The sequence below is a fragment of the Aeromonas sp. 3P genome (assembly GCF_051919745.1).
Classification (GTDB): Bacteria; Pseudomonadota; Gammaproteobacteria; order Enterobacterales; family Aeromonadaceae; genus Aeromonas; species Aeromonas veronii.
Map to the genome: position 1 here is coordinate 3,090,774 of NZ_JBQBED010000001.1, position 24,757 is coordinate 3,115,530.

The window sequence follows — 24,757 nt, forward strand, 5'->3', positions numbered from 1 at the left end:
TGGTTCAGCGGTTTGCCCGCCTGCTGGCCACAAGAGCCTTTTGCATCTTCCCCCTCGATCCCTGACAATTCCCTCTCTTGTGAAGTGACGGAAATGGCTCGCCTTTTCCCTCGCCCCCTCTCATCCACAGGCGGGAATTGCTCATGTTTACCCTCTACCACTCCAATCAGCTGGATCTGCTCAAAGAGCTGCTGGTGAGCCGCATCCGGCAGGCCCCCCTCTCTCACCCCTTCGATCGGGAGCAGATCCTGGTGCAGAGTCCGGGCATGGCCCAGTGGCTCAAGCTGGAGCTGGCCAAAGCCTTCGGCATTGCCGCCAATATCGACTTTCCGCTGCCCGCCAGCTTTATCTGGGAGATGTTCACCCGGGTGCTGGCGGATGTGCCGCGCCAGAGCCCCTACAACAAGGGATCCATGAGCTGGCAGCTGATGACCATTCTGCCTGCCTTGCTGGATCGTCCTGCTTTTGCCCCGCTCGCCGCCTATCTGGGCGGGGGAGATGAGGAGGATCCTGCCAAGGAGCCCGAGCAGGTGCGGTTGTGGCAGCTCTGCCAGAAGGTGGCGGATCTCTTTGACCAGTATCTGGTCTACCGGCCGGACTGGATCGCCCGTTGGGAAGAGGGGGAAGGATTGAGTCAGGAGCTGGCCGGGGTGAGCGGTCAGGATTGGCAGCCCGAGCTGTGGCGCGAGCTGGTGGCCCGCACCCTGGCGCTCTCTCCGAGCGGTTACCACCGCGCCAACCTCTACGAGGAGTTTATCCACGAGCTGGAGCGTACCGCCGATCTGCCGGGCAAGCTGCCGCAGCGGGTCTTCGTGTTCGGCATCTCGGCGCTGCCGCCGCGCTATGTGGAGGCGCTGCTGGCCCTCGGCAGCCGGCCGGAGGTGGAGGTGCACTTGTTCGTCACCAACCCCTGCCGCTACTACTGGGGGGATCTGCTGGATCGCAAGACCTTGGCGCGCCTCGAAAACAAGTTCAAACCCGGCACGGATATCGAGACCCTGCAGGGCCCCGCCAACCCGCTGCTCGCCTCCATGGGCAAGCTGGGGCGCGACTACCTGCATCAGCTGATGGAGCTGGAGGTGCCGCAAATCGAGGCCTTCGTCGATATCGACGAGGTGGATGGCAAGGGCAATGTCAGCCTGCTGCGCGCCATCCAGAAGGATGTGCTGGAGCTGGCCGAGCGAGGCGCCGGTCAGTTCGATCTCGACAGCAGCCATCACAAGAGCCCGATCGATCCGGCGGATGGATCCTTGCAGATCCACGCCTGCCACGGCCCGATGCGGGAACTTGAAGTGCTGCACGACCGGCTGCTGGCGCTGTTCGAACAGGATCCCACCCTCACCCCGAAAGATGTGGTGGTGATGATGCCGGATGTGAACAGCTACGGCCCCTACATTCAGGCGGTGTTTGGCGCGCGCGGTCAGATCCCGTTTGCGGTCTCGGATCGGGCGGCGAGTCAGGAGAGCCCGCTGCTGCAAAGCTTCCTCGCCCTGCTCAAGCTGCCCAACGCCCGCTTCGGGGCAGGGGAGCTGCTCGCCATTCTCGAGGTGCCCTCCGTGCTGCGCCGCTTCGAGCTGGATGACGACGAGTTCAACCAGCTGCGGGTCTGGGTGCAGGAGACCGGCATCCGCTGGGGGCTGGACGACGGTTACCCCGTCCGTTTCGATCTGCCGCCCATGTCCGGCAACAGCTGGCTGTTCGGCCTGCGCCGCATGCTGCTCGGCTTTGCCATGGGGGATGGCGAGCCGGTGGCGGGCATCCTGCCCTACGCCGATATCGAGGGTCAGCAGGGGCTGGCACTCGGCAAGCTCGCCTGGTTTGTCGATTCGCTGGCCGAGTTTTTGCCCCGCCTGCAACAGGCCCAGCCGCTGGCGGAGTGGAACGCCTGCCTGCTGGCGCTGCTGGAGCGCTTCTATCTGGCCGACGAGGATGAAGAGCGTCAGCTTCAGCTGATCCGCAGCCAGCTGGCCGAGTGGCAGACCCGGCTCGGCGAAGCCCGTTTCGAGCAGCCCATTACCGCCGATCTGCTGCAGGATTACCTCGGCAGCGTGCTGGGGGAGTCCCGCTCCAGCCAGCGCTTCCTCGCCGGTCAGGTCAACTTCTGCACCCTGATGCCGATGCGCTCCATCCCCTTCAAGCAGGTCTGCCTGCTCGGCATGAACGATGGCGTCTACCCGCGCACCCTGGCTCCCATGGGGTTCGACTTGATGGCGGTGGCCTCGCGGCGCGGGGATCGCTCCCGTCGCGATGATGACCGCTACCTCTTCCTCGAGGCGCTGCTGAGTGCCCAGCAGGGGCTCTATATCAGCTATCAGGGCTTCAGCGCGCAGGACAACAGCGACAAGGTGCCGTCGGTGCTGCTGGCGGAGCTGATCGACTATGTGCGGCAGGGCTTTGTGCTGGCGGGGGATGAGGATCTGGACGACGAAACTTCCGGCAAGCGGTTGCTCAACCACCTGATGGTGGCGCATCCGCTCACCCCCTACAGCCGCAACTACTTCTACCCGGAGGCGGGTTCGCGCCTCTTTACCTATGCCGCCGACTGGCTGCCCGCTCTCAATCCGGTGCGCGGTGCGGCCAACTTCCAGAGCGGCGAGCTGCCGCTCCCTCCCGAATGGGGCAAGGAGCAGGGGCTGGAGCTGGCGGAGCTGCTGCGCTTCTATCGCCAGCCCACCAAATATTTCCTCAACCGTCGCCTCAAGGTGTGGTTTGAGCTGAACGAAGCCAACATCGAGGACAGCGAGCCGTTCGAGCTGGATGGCCTGCAACATTATCAGCTGAAAGATCTGCTGCTCGATGCCCATCTGGCGGAAGGTGAAAGTACCGAGCGTCGCGAGCGGTTGCAGCTCACCGGCCTGTTGCCGCAAGGGTGGTTCGGCTGCCTGCTGCTGGACGATCTGGATGCCGAGATGGGCAAGCTGGCGGATCGGCTGCGGCCATGGGTTGCTGCCAATGAGTCAGAAAAGCAGGCGGTGGAGATCGATATCTCGCTGACTCAGGGCCAGCTGCAAGGGTGGATCGACACCCAGAAGGGGCGTTTGCTGGTGGTCAAACCCGGCAGCTTCAACGGCAAGGATCTGCTGCTGGGCTGGATCCAGCACCTCTGCCTCTCGTTGAGCGGCGCCCCCGGCGACACCCTGCTATTCGACGCCAAACAGAGTCTGCGGCTGCCCAAGCTCTCGGCCGACGAGGCACGGCCCAAGCTGGCGGCGCTGGTGGTGTGCTGGGCACAAGGGATGAAGCGGCCGCTGCCCTTCTTCCCCAAGACTGCATGGGAATGGCTCAAGGCGATCGAGAAGGATCCCGACAAGCCGGAGGCAGCCGAGAAGGCGGCCCTCACCCGTTTCAACGGCGGCTGGATGATCAAGGGGGAAGGGGAAGACCCTTATGTTGCCCGCTGCTTCCCCGAACTCGATGACGAGGTGCTGGGCCAGTTGCAGGCGCTGGCCCGCGAACACCTGACCCCGCTGCTCAAGACCCTGGAGGAGCTGAAATAATGGCTAACCCGCTCAATACATTGCGTTTTCCCCTCCATGGTGAACGACTGATCGAAGCCTCCGCCGGTACCGGCAAGACCTACACCATCGCCGGTCTCTACCTGCGCCTGCTGCTGGGCCACGGCCCGCTCATTGAAGAGGGGGCTGATGCCGGTCAGCCGAGCGCCCACGAGCGGCCGCTCTCGGTGACTGAAATCCTGGTGGTGACCTTTACCGAAGCGGCCACCGCCGAGCTGCGCGGGCGGATCCGCGGTCGCATCCACGAGGCTCGGCTCGCCTTTATGCGCGGCCATAGCAATGATGCCCTGCTGGCCCAACTGTTGGCAGAGGTGGCGGATCACGAGCTGGCGGCCCGTCGCCTGCTGGCTGCCGAGCGGCAGATGGACGAGGCGGCGGTCTTTACCATCCACGGCTTCTGCCAGCGGATGCTCAAGCAGAACGCCTTCGAATCGGGTGCCCTCTTCGAGACCGAATTTCTTACCGACGACAGCCAGCTCAGGCTGCAGGCGGTGAGCGACTACTGGCGATCCGAGTTCTATCCGGTGGATAAAGCCCTCGCCAGCGCGGTGCGCGCGCTCTGGCCGAGCCCCGCCGCCCTGCTGCGGGAGATGGGTAGCTGGCTCGACAACAGCGAGCTGGAGATCCACCCCGCGTTGGGGGACGAGACCCTCGCCGCCCGTCATCAGGCGGCCATGAGTCGCATCGCGGCAGTGAAGAGCGAATGGCTGGCACAGATGGACGAGATCCGCCGCCAGACCGACGGGCAAGTAAGCCGCTACACCGGCAAGAACTACGAAGGGTGGCTTGCCAAGATAAGCGACTGGGCACAGGACGAGGGCAGTGGCTACGCCATTCCCAAGGAGCTGGAACGCTTTGGCCAGACGGTGCTGGAGGAGAACCTCAAGAAGGGGGGCGCCGTGCCGACACTGCCGCTGTTCAGTCAGATAGACGAGCTGCTGGCGAGCCGCCCCGGTATTCGGGATCTGATCCTGCAACGGGCGGCCAAGGTGGTGCGTAGCCGGATGCAGGCGAGCAAGCGCCAAGCCCATCAGCTCTCGTTCGATGACCTGCTGAAAGACCTCGACGGGGCGCTTGGCTCAAGCCTTGGCGAGCGGCTCTGCGAGCGCATTCGCACCACCTACCGGGTGGCGATGATCGATGAATTTCAGGATACTGACCCCCAGCAGTACCGCATCTTCCATCGCCTTTACGGCGGCCACACAGACACGGCGCTGTTGATGATCGGTGACCCCAAGCAGGCCATCTACGGCTTTCGCGGCGCCGACATCTTTACCTACATTCAGGCGCGGCGAAATGTGAGCGCCCACTACACCCTCGGGCGCAACTGGCGCTCCAGCAGTGCGCTGGTGGGGGCGGTCAACGGCCTGTTCGAGCGGGCCAAGGATCCCTTTATCTACGAAGCGGATATCCCCTTCCTGCCGGTGGAGGCGCAGGGCAAGAGCAAGGCGCTGCTGCTCGATGGCGTCACCGCCCCTGTGCTCCACTGCTGGCAGCTGAGCGGCCAGCCCACCTTCAATCGGGGGGATTACCAGAGCAAGATGGCCCGCGCCACCGCCGCCGAGATCCACCGCCTGCTGACCCTGGCCCGCGAGGGCAAGGCGAAGATAGGCGATCAGGCGGTGAAGGCCGGGGATATCGCCGTGCTGGTGCGCACTGGCGCTGAGGGCAAGCTGGTGCAGCAGGAATTGGCGCGCCTCGCCATCGCCTCCGTCTATCTGTCGAATCGCGAGAGCGTGCTGGAGCAGGTGGAGGCGCGGGAGATTTTGTTGATTTTGCACGCCTGCCAGAACCCGAGCGAGGAGCGGAGCCTGCGGGCGGCGCTTGCGACCGGGCTGTTTGATCTGGATGCCAAGGCGCTCGATGGGCTGGCCAGCGACGAGCGGGCGTGGGAGAGCGCGGTGCAGGAGTTTATGGAGTACCGCAAGATCTGGCACCGCCGTGGTGTGCTGGCGATGCTGCGGGCCCTGCTGCACCGGCGCAATCTCGCCTCTTCGCTTTTGGCGAGCCCCTACGGCGAGCGGCGGCTGACCAACTTCCTCCATCTTGGCGAGCTACTGCAACAGGTGAGCAGCGAGCTGGATGGGGAGTACGCCCTGCTGCGCTGGCTGGGGGAGGCGGTGAGTCGCCCCAACGGGCAGGATGCGGAGCAGGTACTGCGCCTCGAATCCGAGCGGAAATTGGTGCAGATCGTCACCATCCACAAATCCAAGGGGCTGGAGTACCCGCTGGTATTCCTGCCCTTTATCTGCAGCCACAGAACCGCCGAGACCCCGCTCTATCACGAAGCGGATGAGGCGGGCAATCGCACCATTCTCGATCTGACCGGCGCCGACTCGTCGCTCGCCGAAGCGGACAGGGAGCGCCTTGCCGAAGATTTGCGGCTGCTCTATGTGGCGCTGACCCGGGGCGTTTACGCCACCTGGCTGGGACTGGCGCCGGTACGGGCGGGGGCGGGCAAGTCGGAGAAGACCGACCTGCACCACACCGCCATCGGCTACCTGCTGCAAAAGGGCGAGGAGGGGGATGCCGAAACCCTGGCGACCGCGCTGACCGAGCTGGCACAGGCGCTGCCCGGGGTGGCTGTCGGTGAGCCCTCGCTCACCCGTCCGGCCCCGCTGCCGCCAGAGGAGGAGCAGCTGGGCGAGCCGCAGGTGCGCCACTTTAGCGGTTCCCTTGAGCGGGACTGGTGGATCAGCTCCTACTCCGGGCTGGCGGCGCAGGGCCACGGTCACAGCAAGGGAGTCTTGGCCAATCCCGGCTTCGATGACGAGGTAGTCACCGAAGCAGCCGCTGCGCTGGCGGTGGAACAACCGGAAGAGGCACCCCAGCCCTCCATCTTCACCTTCCCGAAAGGGGCGCGCCCCGGCACCCTGCTGCACAGCCTGTTCGAGACCATCGACTTTCAAAGTGCCGCGGGAGAACCGTTGGCAGAGCATATCGCCACCTTGCTGGCGCAGGACGGCTTCGACGAGAGCTGGGCGCCAGTGCTGCAACAGCAGGTGGAGGCGGTGCTGGATACCCCGCTGGAGACTGGCTTTGGCGAGCCGGTGCGGCTGCGGGACTTGAGTGCCGAGCGCAAACAGGTGGAGCTGGAGTTCTTCCTGCCCATGGGGCGGGTGACGGCCCCGGCGCTGACTGCGCTCTGCCAGCAGCACGACTCGCTGTCGCGGGGCAACAAGCCGCTCAGCTTTGCCACCGTGCAGGGGATGCTCAAGGGCTTTATCGACTTGGTGTTCGAGTGGCAGGGGCGCTGGTATCTGCTCGACTACAAATCGAACCACCTCGGCATGAGCCCCGCCGATTACAGCCGTCCGGCGCTGGAGCGGGCGATGGCCGAGCACCGCTACGACCTGCAATACCAGCTCTACTCGCTGGCGCTGCACCGGCTGCTCACCCTGCGCCTGCCGGGTTACGACTTCGAGCAGCACTTTGGCGGCGTTTTCTATCTGTTCCTGCGCGGCATGCCGCAGGGGGGCATTTTCCATACCCGTCCGAGCCGTGAACTGGTGCTGGGGCTGGATAAGTTGTTTCGCGAAGGCAGTGAGCTGCCAGCAGCGGGATCCCAAGAATTGAACGAGGTAGAGGCATGAGCGGCACCATGATCAGCACCGCAGCCAGCGCAATGATGGTTGAACGGTTGAAAACACTGGCGCTGGCTGGCCGCATCCGCCAGCTGGATCTGCAATTTGCCCGGCTGGTGGCCGACCTTGGCGGCAGCCCCGAGCTGGTGCTGGGGGCTGCGCTCGCCTGCTTCGAGCTGGGGCGCGGCCATGTCTGTTTGCCGCTGGAGATGCTCATCGCCGGATCCCTGCGCCCGTTCGGGCTGGATCCCCAGCAGAGCCGGGATCTGTTGGCTGATCTGGCGGATCCTGCCCGCTGGCCCGCTCTGTTTGCGGCTAGTCCCTTGGTTGGAACCGAGCAGGATGAGGGCAACGCCCCGCGCTGGCCGCTGCGGCTGTGGCACGGTCGGCTCTATCTCACCCGTTACCACGATTTTGAACTGGGGGTAGCCCGCCATCTGCGCGCTTTGAGCGAGCGAGCGCCAGAAGAGGGGCATAAGCGGCCGGAGATTGCCCCGGCCCTGTCGCGGCTGTTTGCCCGCGACTACGGGCTGGTGTTCGCGGCGCTGCTCAAGGCCCGCCTCGCCCCCGACTTCTCTACCCGCCACTTTATCGAGAAGTATCTGGATCTGGTGTTCCCGAGCGAGGTGGATTGGCCCGCCATCGAGGCGCTGCTGGCCAGTGCGCAGGCGGCGAGCGACTTGAGCAAGCTGGATACGCTGGTGCCCGAGGCGCTCTGCTGCAACGGCCAGAAACTGGCTGCTGCCACCGCGGCAGCGCGCCCCTTTGCGGTGATCTCCGGCGGCCCCGGCACCGGCAAGACCACCACGGTCGCCAAACTGCTCGCCATTCTGGTGGAGACCGGCCTGCAAGCAGGCAAGGCCCCGGCGATCCGGCTAGTGGCCCCCACCGGCAAGGCGGCGGCGCGCCTCACCGAGAGTATCGGCTCTGCCCTGCAGGCCCTCGATCTGCCCCCCGAGTGGGTGGAGGCGATCCCCACCGAAGCGGGCACCCTGCACCGGCTGCTCGGGGTCATTCCGGGGCGCAGCCAGTTCCGCCACCACGCGGGCAACCCGCTGCACCTCGACTTGCTGGTGGTGGATGAGGCCTCCATGGTCGATTTGCCGATGATGGCGCGTCTGCTCGATGCACTGCCAAGTCACGCCCGCCTGATCCTGCTCGGCGACAAGGATCAGCTCGCCTCGGTGGAGGCGGGGGCCGTACTCGGCGATATCTGCAGCTTTATCGAACAGGGCATCAGCCCGGCGCAGGCGGACTGGCTCTCCTGCCAGACCGGCTACCGCCTGCAAGGCACGCCCGCGGGGGCTCCGGTGCGCGATAGCCTCTGTTTGCTGGCCAAGAGCTGGCGTTTTGATCAGCACTCCGGCATCGGCCAGCTGGCGCGCGCCTGCAACAGTGGCGATGCCACGGCGGTGGAATCAGTCTTGGGCGCAGGATTCGCCGATATCAGCCTGCACCCCTGGGCCGGGGAGGCTTACGACGCCCTGATTGCCCAGGGGGTGGCCGGTTACGGCAGCTATCTGAAGGCGGCCCGCGCGGGGGAATCGCCCGCCGCCGTATTCAAGGCATTCAACAGCTTCCAGATCCTCTGCGCCCTGCGCGATGGCCCGTTCGGGGTGCTGGGGTTAAACGAGCGGCTGGAACTGGCCCTGTCACGGGCTGGCCTGATTGCCCGCGATGGCGACTGGTATGCCGGTCGTCCGGTGATGGTGGTGCGCAACGACCACGGCGTTGGCCTCTACAACGGCGATATGGGGCTCTGTCTGCCCGATGAAACCGGCCGGCTCAAGGTCTGGTTTGAGCAGCCGGATGGCACCCTGCGGGCGCTTTTGCCCAGCCGCTTGCCGCCCCACGAGACGGTCTACGCCATGACAATCCACAAATCCCAGGGCTCGGAGTTTGCCCATACCGTGCTGGTACTGCCCGACAGCCCCAGCCCCCTGCTGACCCGCGAGCTGGTCTATACCGGCATCACCCGCGCCAAGGCGCGGCTCGATCTCTATGGCGATCGCGCCCTGCTGGCACAAGCAGTACGGAAAAAGACCGAGCGTTATTCCGGATTGGCGGAGAGGTTGGGGGAAGTTATATGATATATATCATCTTAAATAGAAAACTTTTATTTAAAGGAGAATGTTATGCTTAACAAAATAGTTGCTTTAGTAGTTGTTACTTTGCTTTCAGGTTGTTCAACCCAAATCGATGGGAGATATAAATCTCAAGTTGATCCAGATTATAGTTTTCTACATGATAAAGTTATGGTAGTTGCAGCATATGAAAAAGGAAATGTATTAGAAACTAAGTTTTATGTAAATAAAGTGACTAACGCCCTAAAAAGTAAAGGTTTTGTCAATGTATTTTCATATAATGAGGTGGATAAGATAAAAAAGCCGATTGAATTGGTTTTATTTGTTGATGTAAGTAAGGAAATGAGTTCATACCAATATAACAGCCCAGACTATGGCATGGTAGATAGTGGCTTTTCCACGGTAAATTGTACAGGGTTTGGTGCAACATTAAATTGTACTGAGAACAGACAGAAAACCCTTGGTGTAGTTGGTTCATCAACCAAAACAGATACAATAACAGGTTATTATTTTATCACATCATGGTTTGATATGAAGAACAAACAGAATGTCATGTTTACATTCTCTTCATCGTTTAAAGAAGGATGTTCAGATCAATCCATGTATAATTTTTTGATTCAACAGTCAATTGAACGATTGAGCTTTGATAAGCCAGAAGAGTATGATTTTTCCGTAGAAATGCCGAAAGATTATAATTGTTCAATATAAATTATTGTTTCTATAGCGTTGTCTTTTGGCTGCGCAGACTAAGCACCAACCTACACGATTGTGTAGGTTCTGGCTGAGCGTAGCGAAGCCCAACGTTTACCGCGTAATCTCTTTTTTCCTCCCCCTCATCCCCAGCCCTTCTCCCGCAAGGGGAGAAGGGAGATTGGGCTTATTTTGATATATTTCACACCACTGCTTTATCAGGCATGTGTAGGTTCGATTAGCGAAGCGTAATCGGACGATCGCGTAATTGAGTAATCGAGTATGTTGGGCTTCACAGGCTCAGCACCAACCTACCGATTGTGTAGGTTGTGGCTGAGCGTAGCGAAGCCCAGCGTTTACCGTGAAATCTCTTTTTTCCTCCCCCTCATCCCAACCCTTCTCCTCCTTTTTAATAAACGGGAGAAGGGATCAATGCCGTTACCGCTGTCCGATTACGCTTCGCTAATCGAACCTACGTGGCTGGCGATCATATTTCCGATGCCGCTTTATCCCCTCTCCCTTTGGGAGAGGGCTAGGGTGAGGGGCGCAGGTTGGCACAATGCCAATTTCGCCCGCTTTGTGAAATCCGGTAGGGTGCAATGAACGAAGTGAATTGCACCGCTGCTATTTATCTGCCAAAAGGTGTAATGCGCTGCGCTTATTACACCCTACATCGAACCAACACACGACAGGATGTCATTGCTTGAAACTTGAATTTAACACCATCGATCTGGATCGGGATTACGAGCTCTGTGTGCAGGCACGCAGGGATGCCTATTTTTGCAGCTTTCATACCCATGATGGTTTTGCCGACTTTATCGACGGCTATCGGGAGCGGATCCGCGAAAGGCTGGGGCAAGCGCAATGGCACTACCTGCATGTCTGGGCGGGTGAACAACGGGTGGGCCAGCTGGAGTTTCGCAGCTTTTCCGATGAACCCGAGACCGGCTATGTGCAGCTGATTTATCTGTTCCCTGAATATCGTGGCCGCGGGCTGGCCGCGCAGTTGCAGGCCTATATTCGCCAGCAGTTGCTGGGGGCTGGCTGCAAATGGGCGATCCTCTCCGTGAGTCGTACCAATGTGCGGGCCTTGAATCATTACCGGCGCTTTGGCTGGGTATTTCTGCGTCCCAATCCGAAACATCAGGAGACGGATTTTTATCGGCTGACTCTGGCCGAGTGACCTCTGTGATGGCCTCTGGGTATCCCCTCATTTATTCCCATCCCCCAAATGACTGAATCGTGAGTTAAATCCGGTAAATGGGGCGCGCTTGAGCCACACTTATGGCCACCCTGATTCAGCCTGCGCCGTGAGTGGCCGATAACCGGGTAAACGTTGGTGCGGTGGGGTTCTGGCTGACAGTTCTGTTGCAATATGCCAAGGTAGCGCCTCACGACAACAGCACGATTCCCCGTGGTGGCGCGGGGCGGAAGAACAAGGATAACTGCTATGGTGCAGGACAGTGACACGATCAGGATCTCGGATGTCAGCGAGGCCGTGGTGCATGGCATTCTGGAGGTGACCAGCGATGGCATCTGGGATTGGCATGCCAATACCGGTTTTGTCTATCGCAACCCCGGCTGGTACCGGATGCTGGGGTACGAGCCTCACTCCCTCGGCAATACCGTCTTCACCTGGGAGAACGTGATCCACCCCGACGATCTGGCGGCAGTGATGGCGAAGTTCGATCTCTGTCTGAGCGGCAGCGCCCACGAATATCGCGCCGAGTACCGTTGCCGCTGCCGGGATGGCAGTTACCTCTGGATTGAGGATTGTGGCCGCATCATTGAGCGCAATCCCGATGGGTCTGTGGCGCGGATGATCGGCGCCCATCGCGATATCCACGCCAGCAAGTTGTTGCTGGAACAGCTGGAGCGGCGCAATCAGTCGCTGGAGCAGCAGGTTGCCGAGCGTACCGCCGAGCTGGTGCGACTCAACGAGGCGCTGCAACAGAAAGCCGAGGAGAACCGTCTGCTGGCAGAGACCGATGCTCTGACCGGCGCCGCCAGTCGCTATCGGCTGGAGCGGGCGTTGCAGCTGGAGTGCGAGCGGGCGCGCCGCTTCCATCAGCCGTTTACGGTGATCGCCATGGATGTGGACAACTTCAAGCAGATCAACGACAGCTATGGCCACAACGCCGGGGATCAGACCCTGATCAACATAGTGGCGCTGGTGCGCCGCCATATCCGCGAGATCGATCTGCTGGCCCGTTGGGGCGGTGACGAGTTTATGGTGTTGTTGCCCAACACCGGCCGCGAGGATGCGCTGGTGGTGGCGAGCAAGTTTCAGGCATTGATGGTGAGCGAGCCCATCTGCCCCCACGCGCCCGCTACCATGAGCTTCGGGCTGGCGGAGTATCAGCAGGATGAGCAGAAGGAGAGCCTGATGGTGCGCGCCGATCGGGCGCTCTATCAGGCCAAGCAGCTGGGTAAAGACCAGATCTGCTAACGCGCAGGGCACGGAAAGAAGAGCAGTAAAAAGGGCCGCAGGTTTGAAACCTGCGGCCCTTTTGCATTGTTACTGACGCGGCGCGACTTAGAAGTGGTAGCGCAGACCCAGCTTGAAGGTATCCAGAGAGTAGTGCTCGTCACCCAGGCTCAGGGCGTTGAACTGGCGCTCGTAACCGATACCTGCAGAGAAGTGGTCGTTGAAGGCGTAGTCCAGACCTACTTCCAGATTGGGGTGTACCTTGCTCTTGGTTGCGCTCTCGTTTACCTGACCGCTGAAGCCGAGGAGGGTGGCGTTGCCGACAACTTCCACTTCGGTGCGGGTGTAGGCGATACCCGGTTTGGCATAGGCGCTGAAGCCCCAGGCCAGCGGCTGGCTCAGCTTGGCGGCCAGGCTGATGCTGCGGGTTTCGATGGTGGTGTCGGCAAAGCCGGTTGCAATCGGGGAGGTCACCCAGGTCAGCTGATCCATCTGTTGGGCGTGCAGGCCACCTTCAACGGCCAACCAGGGTTTGAAGCTGTAACCTACGATCAGGCTGCCGCCGTCGAGTTGGTCATCGATGAGCTTGGCGTCATAAACGCGCTGGAGGTCACCGTCGAGATCCATCTTGGAGGTGGTCAGATCCAGACCTGCATACCAGCCTTCGGCATGGGCGCCGCCATTCATGGCCAGAGCAAGCAGGGAGAAAGCGGCAATTTTATTAAACTTGTTCATGGATAAATAACCTTGTGTTGCGTGAACTGCGTGTGATTTATATTGCTCAATCCATGAAGATTTTTATATTTCCGTCATTGCTCTGCTTTCACAGAGGGGCCGCAGTATAGTCAGCACATTTCTGAATAACAAGAGAGTGATTTCCCCATTCTTCTAAATATTACTGGCTGCAAGCAGGGGCATTTTGTTTAATAAATGGTGTTATTAGAGTTTTAGCTTTATTGAGGTTTAAATAATTAACTGGTGAGGAAAATGACAGGCTGAGAGTTCGGTTTTAATTCTATGCGATTGATTTATATCGGCATTAAATTTTCATTCGAGCGTAGCCGTGATGAGTTGTCTAAAAATTGGCATCTCAGATGTCACTGATTGGCATCAGGTTCTTTTCGATGATTTTTTGAACGCATCACAAGGTGAAACCGTGAAAAAAAAATCTATCTTTTTGCCTGTTTTTTGCTCTTTTGAGGCTTGGGATTGTTCCCATTGAGGGTTTTGGTGGTCTTTTGAGGCTGTTTTGGCGTGGGCCATGCTACCCATCAGATACGCAGATGGGCTCTTGTGGGTGGTTTTTCATTTCTCCCGGCAGCACTCGTTGGGGTGGGCATAAGGTGTGATAAGCAGATATGAGGTGTGCGGTCTGATTAATTTTGTTTGCTTATATATACAAGCCATTTAAAAGATAGGTTTTTGGCGTTTTAAATAACTTTATTATATTCGTTTCCATATTTGGCGAAGCTTTCCAAGCAAGCCATTTAAATATATTGCATAGCAATAACACGGTATTGATGATCGTTTAGGATACCTTGCCAGAGAGATCGTGGTGGCTGGCGCATCAGTGGGCGGCGGGTGGCCGGTGACACTTCCCCTTGCCGGGGCCCTTGACCTGACCTGCGAATTCAGGGAAAAGAAAAGGGCGGTGCTATCAGCGCCGCCCAATGCCAGGAAAGAGAAAAAACCTTACGGTTTAAAAGATAAAAATTTGGAAGCAAACAATCGATTTCTCAACCAGGAAGGGTCTTGAATTCGATACGTTTCGATTATGCGCGATGTTCTATGCAGCACTAGCAAAATGTTTGCGGGTTGAAAGATATGCACTGTCTGGTGTCAGATTTTGCGACCTCATCGTTCAACTGGTCTGTCCTGATGGGCGTTGTAGGCGATTTTTTCTCTAGGCTGTTTTTTCGGTGTCAATATCTGAGCCTTGAAGGTAAAAACAGGTCAGAAGCTGACTCGGCATAACCATGCAATGAAAGTGCGATAACAAGGAAGAGTGGCATGACCTACAGCCAGACCCTGGCCAACAATATTCTCGACACCCTGAAGAAGACCCTGACCGACAAGGGGATCCGCTATCAGACCCTGGCAGAAGCCATGGGTGTCTCCATCGCGACCGTGAAACGGATGATGAACAAGCCCTCGCTGCCGTTCGATACCCTGCTGGAGATCTGCCATCTGGTGGGGCTCTCGTTCGAGGAGTTGCTGGATCGCACTCAGGACGCCCAGAGCCGCCGCGCCGTCTTCACTCAGGAGCAGGATGAGGCGTTTCACAACGAACCGGGGCTCTACGCCTTTCTCGCCAATATCTTCTGGCGCGACAAGACGCTGATCGATCTCAAGCGGGAGTACGGCCTGACCGATGCCTCCTGCTACCTCTATCTGCGCAAGCTGGAGAAGCTCGGCATTTTGCAGCTCGGTATCGACAACAGTTACCACTTCCTCATCAGCGAGCGGATCAGCTTCGAGCAGCACAGCCGCTTCGCCCGTCAGCAGGCACGGCAGGCAATGTCGGTGCTGGGGGAGTATCTGGTGGAGAACATGCACAAGTCGAACAACTATATGGCGCTCTGCCAGCTGCACCTCAACGAGGGAGAGGCGATGGCGCTGATCGACCGGATGAAGGAGTACTGGCATCAGGAGATCAAGCTCAACCGCCCCGCCATCGGCCAGCAGGAGCACGCCAAGACCTACACCATGTCGCTGCAACTGGCCGACTGCGGCTATCAGAGCTTTGACGACATGATCCCCAATATCGACAACTGATCCCGGCGGATCCTGCGGGATCCGCTCTGTTGGCTGGAGTCTAATCGGCGACCCGGGTTTGTTGCAGCTTGCCTGCGAGCGGCTGCAATGCTCGCGTATCCAGACAAATGCGGATGGCATCCGGCCGCCAGTGCTCGATATCGCAATCCACCAGACCGCCTCGCTCGTCGTAGTTGACCCGCACCAGCCGCAGCACCGCGCTCCCCTCCGCCAGATTGAGGGCGCGGGCGATGGCGCCGCGCGCCGCCGAGGGGGTGATCTCGAGACTCGCCCCACCCTGGCCTATGCCATAGCGCTGCTGATAGAGCTCGGTTAGGGAGCTGGCCAGCGGTGCGCTGGCGATATCGGGAAAGCGACTCGCCAGCAGGTGGTGGCTGACATGAAGCACCGGGCGACCGTCGATCAGCCGCTGGCGGCGGATTTCATAAAGTGGGGTGAAGGGTTCCAGCCCCATCCAGCGGCACAGCTCGCTGCTGGCAAGCTCGCTGCCGTGGGCCAGCACCCGGGTTTCGGCGGTGCGCTGCTGTTCGCCGATCCACTGGTGAAAGTGGGTGTGGATGGCGGGATCGTAGGTGAGGCGGGGTGGCGCCACAAACCAGCCGCGCCGCTCGGCCCGGTAGATAAGGCCGTCTGCTTCGAGGCTGGAGAGCGCCTCCTTGATGGTGATGCGGGTGGTGGCGAAACGCTCGCTCAGTGCCCGTTCGGCGGGCAGCTGCTGCCCGGCCCCCAATTGGCCGCTGCCGATATAGCGGCGCAGGGTCTGGCAAGTCTGTTCGCACTTGGAGGAGACGCGGCCATCGGCCATGCTCTGTTCGTTCACTCTCTGCTCGCTCAATCTCGGCTCGGTCACACTCTTGTCCCTGTTGCTTATTCAGAAGGCGGGTGGCTGGCCAATCCCTTACTGGAATAGTCCAGCCTCACTCGGGTTCAGAGTTGTAACTGCTGTGGATGACAGCGCCATGACAGGGTGATTGTCATCAAACTGCCATTAAAGCGCCCCGCCACCGTCACAATTCCCCTCTAGCATCCCTCTCGAACCTTAACTGACCTAGTCCAGAGGGATGGGATGATGAAAAGCGTGATCGCAAGTGCACTGGCCATGGTGGCCATCAGCCAACCGTTGTTTGCCACAAATAGCTATGCAGCCGAAAATATCGCGGATCTCGAAAAGGCCGCCCGCGGTGAAGGCCAGCTCCACAGCATCGGCATGCCCGACAGCTGGGCCAACTGGAAGGATACCTGGCAGCAGCTGGGCAGCATCTACGGCATCAAGCATCAGGATACCGACATGAGCTCGGCGCAGGAGATCGCCAAGTTCGCCGCCGAGAAGGCCAACGCCACCGCCGATATCGGAGATGTGGGCGGCGCCTTCGGTCCGGTTGCGGTCAAGCAGGGGGTCACCCAGCCCTACAAACCCTCCACCTGGGCCGATATTCCCAACTGGGCCAAGGACGCCGACGGTCACTGGATGCTGGCCTATACCGGCACCATCGCCTTCCTGATCAACAAGGATCTGGTCAAGGCCGCCCCCACCAGCTGGCAGTCCCTGCTGGGTGGCGACTACAAGGTGACCCTGGGTGATGTGGGCGTAGCCTCCCAGGCCAACAACGGTGTGCTGGCGGCGGCCTATGCCACCGGCGGCAGCGAGAAGAATCTGAAACCTGCACTGGAGCTGTTCGGTCAGCTGGCCAAACAGGGTCGTCTCTCCCTGAACGATCCCACCATCGCCAACATCGAGAAGGGCGAGGTAGAAGTCGGTGTGCTGTGGGATTTCAACGCATTGAACTACCGCGACCAGATCGACCCCAAGAAGTTTGATGTGGTGATCCCGAGTGACGGCTCCGTCATCGCCGGTTACACCACCATCATCAACAAGTGGGCCAAGAACCCCAACGCCGCCAAACTGGCGCGGGAATACATCCTCTCCGATGCCGGTCAAATCAACCTGGCCCGCGGCTACGCTCGCCCGATCCGCAGCAACGTGACTTTGCCGGATGATGTGAAGGCCAAGCTGCTGCCAGCCGAGCAGTATGCCAATGCCAAGCCGGTTCAGGATCACGCCGCCTGGGAGCAGAGCTCCAAAGCCCTGCCGCGCCAGTGGCAAGAAACCGTCATGATCAACATGCAGTAAGGGAATCCAGTGCAACACAAGGTGATAGTGGTACTTGTGGATGGTCTGGCAGCCGAGGTAGCCCACACCATGGGCTACCTCGGTGGCATGGTGGAGGCGGGGCGGGGCCTGCATACGACCCTGAATGCTGCCCTGCCGTCTCTCTCCCGACCCCTCTACGAGTGCATCCTGACCGGCGTGCCGCCGGTGGTGAGCGGCATCACCCACAACGGGGTGAGTCGCCTCAGTCTGCATGACTCCATCTTCCATCTGGCCCGCGCCGCGGGTAAACGCACCGCAGCGGCGGCCTACCATTGGGTGAGCGAACTCTACAACCGCAGCCCATGGCTGGCTGCCCGTGATCGCTTTACTCACGACGAGCTGCTGCCGATCCAGCACGGCTGCTTCTACTGGGATGACAACTATCCCGACAGCCATCTGCTGATGGATGGCGAGTGGCTGCGCAGCCAGTACGATCCCGATTTTCTGCTGATCCACCCGATGGGGGTGGACGATGTGGGCCACAAGTTTGGCCTCGATTCCCGCCAGTACCGCAATCAGGCGCGCCGCATGGACAGCCTGCTGGCCGATCTGCTGCCCCAGTGGCTGGTGGAGGGATATCAGGTGGTGATCACCTCGGATCACGGCATGAACAACGATCTGAGCCACGGCGGCACCCTGCCGGAAGAGCGCACCGTGCCACTCTGGCTGTTTGGCGATGCCTTTATCGAGCGCTGGCCGGATGGGGTAGTGATCGCCCAGACCCAGCTCTGCGCCCTGATGGCCGATCTGCTGGGCATCCCCCACGACAAGCCGGCTGCGCCACCGCTGCTCAAGGCGGCCTTTATGCGCGAGGTGCACTGATGATGCCTGCCACCACCGAGATCCTCGCGGATCGACCCGTGGCAACCAAGCAGAAGGTGCGCCGCCACTGGCTGCCCGCATTGGTATTGCTGCCGTTTATCCTCTTGATGATCCTATTCCAGCTCGCCCCCATGGTGTGGGTGCTGGTGGGCAGCTTTCAGACCCCCGATGGCTGGGGCCTCGACTACTACCGGGAGATTTTGAGCTCCCCCTTCTACCTGCAATCGTTCGGCAACTCGTTGCGCATTGCCGGTATCGCCAGTCTGGCGGGGCTTGTCATCGGCACCCTCGGGGCGGCGGCGCTGCGCCACAGTGGCGAGCGGGTCAAGCAGCTGCTGCTGGCTTTCGTCACCATGACCGGCAACTTCAGCGGAGTGCCGCTGGCATTCGCCTTTATCATCATTCTCGGCATCAATGGTGCTGTGACCCTGCTGCTGAAATCATGGGGATTGATCGACGGCTTCAACCTCTACTCGGGTAGCGGCCTTATCCTCATCTACACCTACTTCCAGATCCCGCTCGCCCTGCTGCTGCTCTACCCGGCGTTCGATGCGCTGCAGGATGAGTGGCCGCAAGCGGCCGCGTTGCTGGGGGCGAGCAAGGGGCAGTATGTGTGGCATGTAGCGCTGCCGGTGCTGACGCCTGCGCTGCTCGGCACCCTGATCATCCTGTTTGCCAACGCGGTGGGGGCTTATGCCTCCGCCTACGCCCTCACCACCGGCAACTTCAATCTGGTGACCATCCGGGTGGCCAGTCTGGTCTCCGGCGATATCTTCCTCGAGCCCAATATGGCGGCGGCGCTGGCGGTGATCCTGATGGTGCTGCTGGGGGTGGTGACGGCCGCCAACCAGTGGCTGCTGAAAAAGAGCTATGTGAACAAGGGGCAATCCCATGCATGATTTGACGCCGCGCTGGCCCAAGTGGGTGCTGGGTGGGCTGGTCGCCACCCTGCTGCTACCGCTGCTGGCTACCTTTCTCTACTCCATCTCCACCCGCTGGGGGGCGACCCTGCTGCCGGACGGCTTCACCCTCGACTGGTATCTCAAGCTGTGGGGCGACCCGCGTTTTCTGGCTGCATTTGGCCGCAGCCTCCTGGTCTGCTTCGCCACCCTGCTGCTGGGGACCGTGGTGCTGGTACCGACCGTGCTGGTGGTGGCCTACTACTTCCCAAAGCTGGATCCCTGGATGAACCTGTTGATCCTGCTCCCCTTCGCGGTGCCACCTGTGGTCTCGTCAGTGGGGCTGCTGCAGATCTACGCCGATGGCATTCTGCCCATCATCGGCACGCCGTGGATCCTGATCGGTACCTGGTTCACAGTGGTGCTCCCCTTTATGTATCGGGCGCTGGCCAACAGCCTGCAAGGGGTACCGCTCAGGGATTTGATGGATGCCGCCCATCTGCTGGGGGCAAGTAGTCGGCGCGCCTTTCTGTTGGTGGTGATCCCCTGCCTGCGCAAGGGATTGCTGGCGGCGCTGTTTCTCTCTCTCTCCTTCCTGCTCGGCGAGTTCGTGTTTGCCAACATGCTGGTGGGCACCCGCTACGAGACCCTGCAGGTTTACCTCTACAACATGCGCGCCACTTCTGGCCACTTCACCAGTGCGCTGGTGATGAGCTACTTCCTGCTGACCCTGCTGCTCACTTGGGCGGCCAACAGATTTCATCGGTGATCCAAGATGTTTCATTTAGAAGTCAATCAGTTGCATAAATCCTACGGCGAGACCCCGGTGTTCGAGGGGATCGAATTCGGCATCCGCAAGGGGGAGCTGGTGACCCTGCTCGGCCCCTCCGGCTGCGGCAAGTCGACCCTGCTGCGGGCGCTGGCCGGGCTCACTCCGGTGGATGGCGGTCAGGTGCGGGTGGCCGGTGAGGACATCACCTGGCAGGCGCCCCAGAAGCGGGGCATCGGCATGGTGTTCCAGAGCTATGCGCTGTTCCCCAATATGACGGTGTGGGACAACGTCGCCTTCGGCCTCAAGATGAAGCCCCAGCCGGGGCGCGAGCTATCGACCAGCGTGAAAGAGGCACTGGCGCTGGTGGAGCTGACCGGCTTCGAGCGCCGCTATCCGGCCGAGCTCTCCGGCGGTCAGCGCCAGCGGGTGGCACTGGCGCGCGCCCTGGTGGTGCGGCCACGTATCCTGCTGCTGGACGAGCCGCTCTCGGCGCTGGATGCCCGCATCCGCCGCAGCCTGCGCCAGCAGATCCGCGAGATCCAGCAGCGCCTCGAGCTCACCACCATCTTCGTGACCCACGATCAGGAGGAGGCGCTCACCCTGTCGGATCGGATCTTCCTGATGAACAAGGGATCCATCGTCCAGAGCGGCACGCCGGAGCAGATCTACACCCGTCCCGCCAGCGAGTTTGTGGCGAGCTTTATCGGCAACTACAACCTGCTGAACGCAGAGCAGGGCAAGTCCCTGTTCGGCCCCCGTTTTCAGGGCAAGCTGGCGCTGCGGCCGGAGTCCATCACCCTGCTGCCCGCCGGGGCGACCAGCAGCGAACCCAGCCTGCCCGGCATCATTCGTCAGCAGCAGTTGCTCGGCAACGTGATCCGCTATCAGGTGGAGTGCGAGGCGGGGCTGTTGACGGTGGATTGCCTCAACCGCTGTGCCGGCGATCTGCTGTCGGTCGGCAGCGCCGTGACCCTGGTGGTGGCCCGGGATCAACTCTGTGAGGTAGCATGACGCCTCGTTTCATTTTCGTTGTTATCGCAAGGAGCCCTCATGGCACTGGCACTGTTTGATCTGGACGAGACCCTGATTGCCGGGGATTGCGCCAGCCTCTGGCTGGAGTACATGGTGGCCGGGGAGCTGGCCCCGGCGGGCATGGTGGCCGAGGAGCAGGGGATGATGTCCCTCTACCATCAGGGCAAGATGGACATGCATCAGTACATGGCCTTCACCCTGCAGCCGCTGGCGGGCAAGTCGCGCCAGTGGCTGGAGCAGCAGTGCCACCACTTCGCCGAGCAGGTGCTGCGCGAGCGCCTCTACCCGGAGGGGTTGGCGCGCATCGAGTGGCACCGCCAGCGTGGTGACGAGCTGGTACTGATCTCCGCCTCCGGCGAGCATCTGGTGGCCCCCATGGCGAAGATGCTGGGGATGGATCACTGCGTCGCCATCCTGCTCGATGAGGAGGAGGGGATGCTGACCGGCCAGACCCGCGGCACCCTCAGCTTTCGCGAAGGCAAGGTGGCCCGCATCAACCAGCTCTTTGCAGGCAGGGACCATCTCTGGCAGGGGAGCTTTGGCTACAGCGATTCCCACAACGATCTGCCCATGCTGCGGGCAGTGAGCCATCCTCATGCGGTCAATCCGGCCCCCGCGCTCCGTCAGTGCGCCTCGGAGCTGGGCTGGCCGGTGTGGGAGTGGCAGCGCTGAGTCGTGCGCCACACAGGCTTAACGTGCGGCAAGGAGCACGATAAACAAAGAGAGAGGCAGGAGCCTCTCTCTTTGTTTTTGCTGACAGCGTTGTGGTTGATGTTGGCGGTGGTGGCTACCCCTCGTTGGTTTGTTGCCGGGGCTCGCCAAAGGCGGGAATGTCCTCCTCGGCACTCTGGTGAGGGGTGTGGCGCAGCGGGAAGCAGATACGGTTTTTCCCCTCCCGCTTGGCCTGATAGACCCCCTTGTCGGCCAGCTCCACCAGCTCTTTGGCCGAGAGCCCGGAGCGGCTGAAGGCCACCCCGCCGCTGATAGTGATAGTGAGATCGGGTTCGCGCCACTCCAGCTGCTCCACCCCGAGCCGGAACGCTTCCAGCAGGGAGGGGAGCATCGGCTGCTCTTCGCCGTAACGGAAGATCAGCACCAGCTCCTCGCCGCCATAGCGGCAGAACCAGCCCCACTCGTGGAACAGATTCATGCCCAGCTTGCTCACCCGCTTGAGCACCACATCCCCCGCCTGATGGCCGTGGGTATCGTTGACTCGCTTGAAATCATCCAGATCGAACATCACCACCCCGAAGGGAGCGCCACTGTTGAGCTGCTTCTGCAGGCACTCGTCGAAGAAGCGACGATTGTAGAGCCCGGTGAGCTTGTCCTGATTGGCTTGCAGCCGGATCTGGGCAAAGTCCTGGCTGGCGGCATCCATCTCTTCATAGACCTTGGCCAGCTCCAGCATGCGGCGGCCGTTGTAGGCGATACCGCCGGAGCGGCTGGCGCGGATCAGCAGGGTGATCTCCCCCAGCATGCGGCGGAAGTAACGGGACCAGAGCAGGGCCAGCAGCAGATAGAGAATGCAGGCGACGGCAATCATCAGCTGCACGTTGATGGAGACGCTGTCGATCACCTGTTGCATGCTGGCAGTCGGCTCGACGCTGAGCAGGATCCAGCGCTGCTCGGGGATGCGGTAGTAGGAGACCATCAGGCCGCTGGCATCATCGAGGAAAAAGCCCTGCGGCTGTTGCATCCGGGCCAGCCAGTCGGGGTGGGCGAGGGGTTTGAATACCCGTTCGCGATCCGGATGGGCCAGCACCAGCCCGTCATGGTTGAGCAGGAGCTGATAGCCATTACCCAGATGGTGACTCTGAGCATGCCGACTGTTTAGCCAGCTGGCGAGGGGGGTGAGCTGGGTATCCAGCGAGAGTACGCCAACCCGCTTGCCGTCAGGATCTTTAATTACCCGAGCCAGCGCCATGGTGAGAGTGCCCAAGGTGTAGTCGTAATAAGGATCAGTCCAGACAATCTGTCCGGGATGGCTGGCGGCCAGCAGATACCAGGGGCGGGTTCTGGGATCGAACTTCTCGTCGGCCTGCCAGGATGGGTGGATCAGCATCTTGCGATGCTCGGTGCCCACGTAGACGTAATCGAGCTCCATCACCTTGTGATAGGCCTGCCACTGTTGCAGGTAGCGCTCGCCGTTGCGGATCTCCGGACCGCTGAAATCCCGATAATTTACCTGCTGATAAATGAGCGTAAACTGGCGTTTGAGGGTCGCCAGATAGGGTTCTATCAGGGTATGGAAATACTGGGTGTTGCGAGCAATCAGATATTGTTGCTGCTCGTGGCGCAGGGTGCGCTCCATATGCAGGTAGTAGATGCTGCCGAGCAGCAACACAGGGATAAAGAGCAAGAGGAAGCCCAGCCGCATGCGGGTGATCAAAGACCAAGTGTTCTTGGGCTTGGCGGGGGACATGAACAGATCCTTTTCGTCTCGGGTGACACCAGCATATATGATGCTGTGCGGCTCGTCTAAAGGCAGAAAATGAGATGTTTCCGATGCTGAACCACACTCTGCTCTCAATGATTCATTATGGCAGCATAGCGGTGCTGATCCTTGCCCTCTGTGTCGAGTATCTGATCTTTCGGCGCGGCCTGAACATGCTGCGAGTGCGCCGCCTGCTGCTGGCAGATGGGGTGGCGGCGCTGGCGCTCTTCTCCATCTTTGCGACCGGGTGTCTGCTGGCCCTCGAGCATGCCAGCTCGGTGGCAGAGATCTTTGCCCATCCTTCCCACGGCCTCAAGATGGGGCTGTTTCTGCTGATTGTCGGCTCCCTCGTTTATCCCAGCCGCCTCTTCTATCGCTGGCGTCGCGCCCTGCGTCTGGGCAAGGCGCCGATGATCTCCATCCAGCAGCACTTCCGGGTGGTGTGGATCCTGCGGGGCAATCTGCTACTGATTGCCCTGTTGGCCGTGTTCACCAAGTCCTCGCTGCTGTAACACTCGCGGTGCTCAAAAGCAGTGCAAGGCAGAGCGTTGAGAGCGAGAGCGAAGACAAAGAGTGGAGACAAGAGGATAGGGAGGCGGGTATCTTGGATCAGATAACCCGTCACGCGCCGATTTAAGGAAGAATCGCCATGCGCTCCAATCTGATGTTGCTGATGGCTGCCACCATCTGGGGTATGGGCTTTGTCGCCCAGCGCCTCGGGATGGAGCACATGGGGCCCTATACCTTCAATGGCCTGCGCTTTCTGCTCGGCGCCCTCTCCCTGCTGCCGCTGCTCTGGTGGCTCAAATCCCGACAACCTGTTGCCGTCGCGGGTGACCATCGCCAGCTGCTGATCGGTGGTGTGCTGGCCGGGCTGGTGCTGTTCTGTGCCGCCTCCCTGCAGCAGGTGGGGCTGCTCTATACCACTGCCGCCAAGGCCGGTTTTATCACCGGGCTCTACATCATTCTGGTGCCGGTACTGGGGCTGCTGCTGCGCCACAAGAGCGGCCTCAATACCTGGATTGGTGCCCTGATTGCTCTGACGGGACTCTATGTGTTGAGCGTCACCGACGAGTTCACCATCGGCTTTGGCGATCTGTTGCAGGTAGTTGGTGCCCTGTTCTGGGCTGTGCATCTGCTGCTGGTGGATCACTACTCCAACCGGGTTGCCCCCATCAAGCTGGCTGGAGTGCAGTTCGTAGTCTGCGGCCTGCTCAGCCTCGCCACTGCTTTTGTTATCGAAACCCCGACTGTTAGCGGCGCCGTGGCCGGTTGGCAGGCGCTGCTCTATGCCGGGCTGGTGTCGGTCGGGGTGGGTTATACCCTGCAGGTGGTAGGGCAGCGGGGTGCTCATCCGGCCCACGCCGCCATCATCCTCAGTCTGGAGACCGTCTTTGCCGCCGTGGGTGGCGTATTGTTGCTGGATGAAACGCTGGACGAGCGCGCCATCGCCGGTTGCGCCCTGATGTTGGCGGGAATGCTTATCTCCCAGATCAGGCTGCGCTGGTGGTGGAAGTCGCGCCGCGACAAGTTGCCTGCGACCAAGTAAACCGCAGCCCGCTGCATAACA

The 24,757-nt window shown here is 60.6% G+C and carries 19 protein-coding genes; 16 read left to right on the top strand and 3 right to left on the bottom strand.

Annotated features, from left to right (window positions below; genetic code table 11):
• The first annotated feature begins 143 nt into the window (after positions 1-143).
• The 6 genes from recC to ACTG19_RS14295 all read left to right on the top strand — a co-directional run bounded on the left by recC (position 144) and on the right by ACTG19_RS14295 (position 12,322).
• Entirely contained in the window at positions 144-3,497 is a 3,354-nt protein-coding gene (recC, locus tag ACTG19_RS14270) for an exodeoxyribonuclease V subunit gamma (RefSeq protein ID WP_439989188.1), read from the top strand.
• The gene (recB, locus tag ACTG19_RS14275; RefSeq protein ID WP_439989189.1) at positions 3,497-7,108 is read left to right on the top strand and encodes an exodeoxyribonuclease V subunit beta; all 3,612 of its coding nucleotides are present in this window, start codon (positions 3,497-3,499) and stop codon (positions 7,106-7,108) included. Before recC ends, recB begins: the two co-directional genes overlap by 1 nt.
• The gene (gene recD, locus ACTG19_RS14280; protein WP_439989190.1) at positions 7,105-9,189 is read left to right on the top strand and encodes an exodeoxyribonuclease V subunit alpha; all 2,085 of its coding nucleotides are present in this window, start codon (positions 7,105-7,107) and stop codon (positions 9,187-9,189) included. The genes recB and recD overlap by 4 nt, the downstream gene beginning before the upstream one ends.
• Before the next feature lie 45 nt (positions 9,190-9,234).
• Complete coding sequence (locus ACTG19_RS14285; RefSeq protein ID WP_439989191.1) at positions 9,235-9,891, top strand: hypothetical protein; 657 nt, start codon at positions 9,235-9,237, stop codon at positions 9,889-9,891.
• 685 nt (positions 9,892-10,576) lie between these two features.
• Positions 10,577-11,056 (top strand): GNAT family N-acetyltransferase, encoded by a 480-nt coding sequence (locus ACTG19_RS14290; RefSeq protein WP_429077561.1) that lies wholly within the window; start codon positions 10,577-10,579, stop codon positions 11,054-11,056.
• Between the two features lie 267 nt (positions 11,057-11,323).
• Positions 11,324-12,322, top strand: coding sequence for a sensor domain-containing diguanylate cyclase (locus ACTG19_RS14295; protein WP_257686490.1), 999 nt, complete (start codon positions 11,324-11,326; stop codon positions 12,320-12,322).
• An 87-nt stretch (positions 12,323-12,409) separates the two neighbouring features.
• On the opposite strand, the gene ACTG19_RS14300 is transcribed toward ACTG19_RS14295, so the two are convergent.
• A complete protein-coding gene (locus ACTG19_RS14300; RefSeq protein WP_323927820.1) occupies positions 12,410-13,036 on the bottom strand; it encodes a porin family protein in 627 nt (208 codons plus the stop codon).
• Positions 13,037-13,856: 820 nt separating this feature from the next.
• On the opposite strand from ACTG19_RS14300, the gene ACTG19_RS14305 reads away from it, so the two are divergent.
• Both ACTG19_RS14305 and ACTG19_RS14310 read left to right on the top strand, forming a co-directional pair.
• Positions 13,857-14,057 (top strand): hypothetical protein, encoded by a 201-nt coding sequence (locus tag ACTG19_RS14305; RefSeq protein WP_139126133.1) that lies wholly within the window; start codon positions 13,857-13,859, stop codon positions 14,055-14,057.
• A 254-nt stretch (positions 14,058-14,311) separates the two neighbouring features.
• Positions 14,312-15,076 (top strand): helix-turn-helix domain-containing protein, encoded by a 765-nt coding sequence (locus ACTG19_RS14310; RefSeq protein WP_005336490.1) that lies wholly within the window; start codon positions 14,312-14,314, stop codon positions 15,074-15,076.
• Positions 15,077-15,116: 40 nt separating this feature from the next.
• Here ACTG19_RS14310 and ACTG19_RS14315 read toward each other — a convergent pair whose 3' ends face one another.
• The gene (locus ACTG19_RS14315) at positions 15,117-15,881 is read right to left on the bottom strand and encodes a UTRA domain-containing protein (protein ID WP_439989604.1); all 765 of its coding nucleotides are present in this window, start codon (positions 15,879-15,881) and stop codon (positions 15,117-15,119) included.
• 264 nt (positions 15,882-16,145) lie between these two features.
• On the opposite strand from ACTG19_RS14315, the gene ACTG19_RS14320 reads away from it, so the two are divergent.
• The 6 genes from ACTG19_RS14320 to ACTG19_RS14345 are packed head-to-tail and all read left to right on the top strand — an operon-like array spanning position 16,146 to position 21,425.
• Entirely contained in the window at positions 16,146-17,207 is a 1,062-nt protein-coding gene (locus tag ACTG19_RS14320) for an ABC transporter substrate-binding protein (RefSeq protein WP_005355254.1), read from the top strand.
• Positions 17,208-17,216: 9 nt separating this feature from the next.
• The gene (locus tag ACTG19_RS14325; protein ID WP_069528476.1) at positions 17,217-18,050 is read left to right on the top strand and encodes an alkaline phosphatase family protein; all 834 of its coding nucleotides are present in this window, start codon (positions 17,217-17,219) and stop codon (positions 18,048-18,050) included.
• Positions 18,050-18,949, top strand: a complete 900-nt coding sequence (locus ACTG19_RS14330; protein ID WP_439989192.1) for an ABC transporter permease — start codon at positions 18,050-18,052, stop codon at positions 18,947-18,949. The genes ACTG19_RS14325 and ACTG19_RS14330 overlap by 1 nt, the downstream gene beginning before the upstream one ends.
• Positions 18,942-19,718 carry an ABC transporter permease gene (locus ACTG19_RS14335; RefSeq protein ID WP_421300734.1) on the top strand — a complete coding sequence of 259 codons (777 nt, stop codon included), beginning with the start codon at positions 18,942-18,944 and terminating at the stop codon, positions 19,716-19,718. The genes ACTG19_RS14330 and ACTG19_RS14335 overlap by 8 nt, the downstream gene beginning before the upstream one ends.
• Before the next feature lie 6 nt (positions 19,719-19,724).
• Positions 19,725-20,732, top strand: a complete 1,008-nt coding sequence (locus ACTG19_RS14340) for an ABC transporter ATP-binding protein (RefSeq protein WP_439974655.1) — start codon at positions 19,725-19,727, stop codon at positions 20,730-20,732.
• Positions 20,733-20,771: 39 nt separating this feature from the next.
• Positions 20,772-21,425, top strand: coding sequence for an HAD family hydrolase (locus ACTG19_RS14345; RefSeq protein ID WP_252656328.1), 654 nt, complete (start codon positions 20,772-20,774; stop codon positions 21,423-21,425).
• A gap of 115 nt (positions 21,426-21,540) precedes the next feature.
• Here the strand turns inward: ACTG19_RS14345 and ACTG19_RS14350 are convergent, their stop codons facing one another.
• Complete coding sequence (locus ACTG19_RS14350) at positions 21,541-23,175, bottom strand: sensor domain-containing diguanylate cyclase (RefSeq protein ID WP_139442752.1); 1,635 nt, start codon at positions 23,173-23,175, stop codon at positions 21,541-21,543.
• Between the two features lie 83 nt (positions 23,176-23,258).
• On the opposite strand from ACTG19_RS14350, the gene ACTG19_RS14355 reads away from it, so the two are divergent.
• The gene (locus ACTG19_RS14355) at positions 23,259-23,699 is read left to right on the top strand and encodes a DUF2214 family protein (RefSeq protein WP_047438803.1); all 441 of its coding nucleotides are present in this window, start codon (positions 23,259-23,261) and stop codon (positions 23,697-23,699) included.
• 137 nt (positions 23,700-23,836) lie between these two features.
• On the top strand, positions 23,837-24,736 hold the full coding sequence (locus ACTG19_RS14360; protein WP_439989193.1) for a DMT family transporter: 900 nt from the start codon (positions 23,837-23,839) through the stop codon (positions 24,734-24,736).
• Positions 24,737-24,757: the final 21 nt, after the last annotated feature.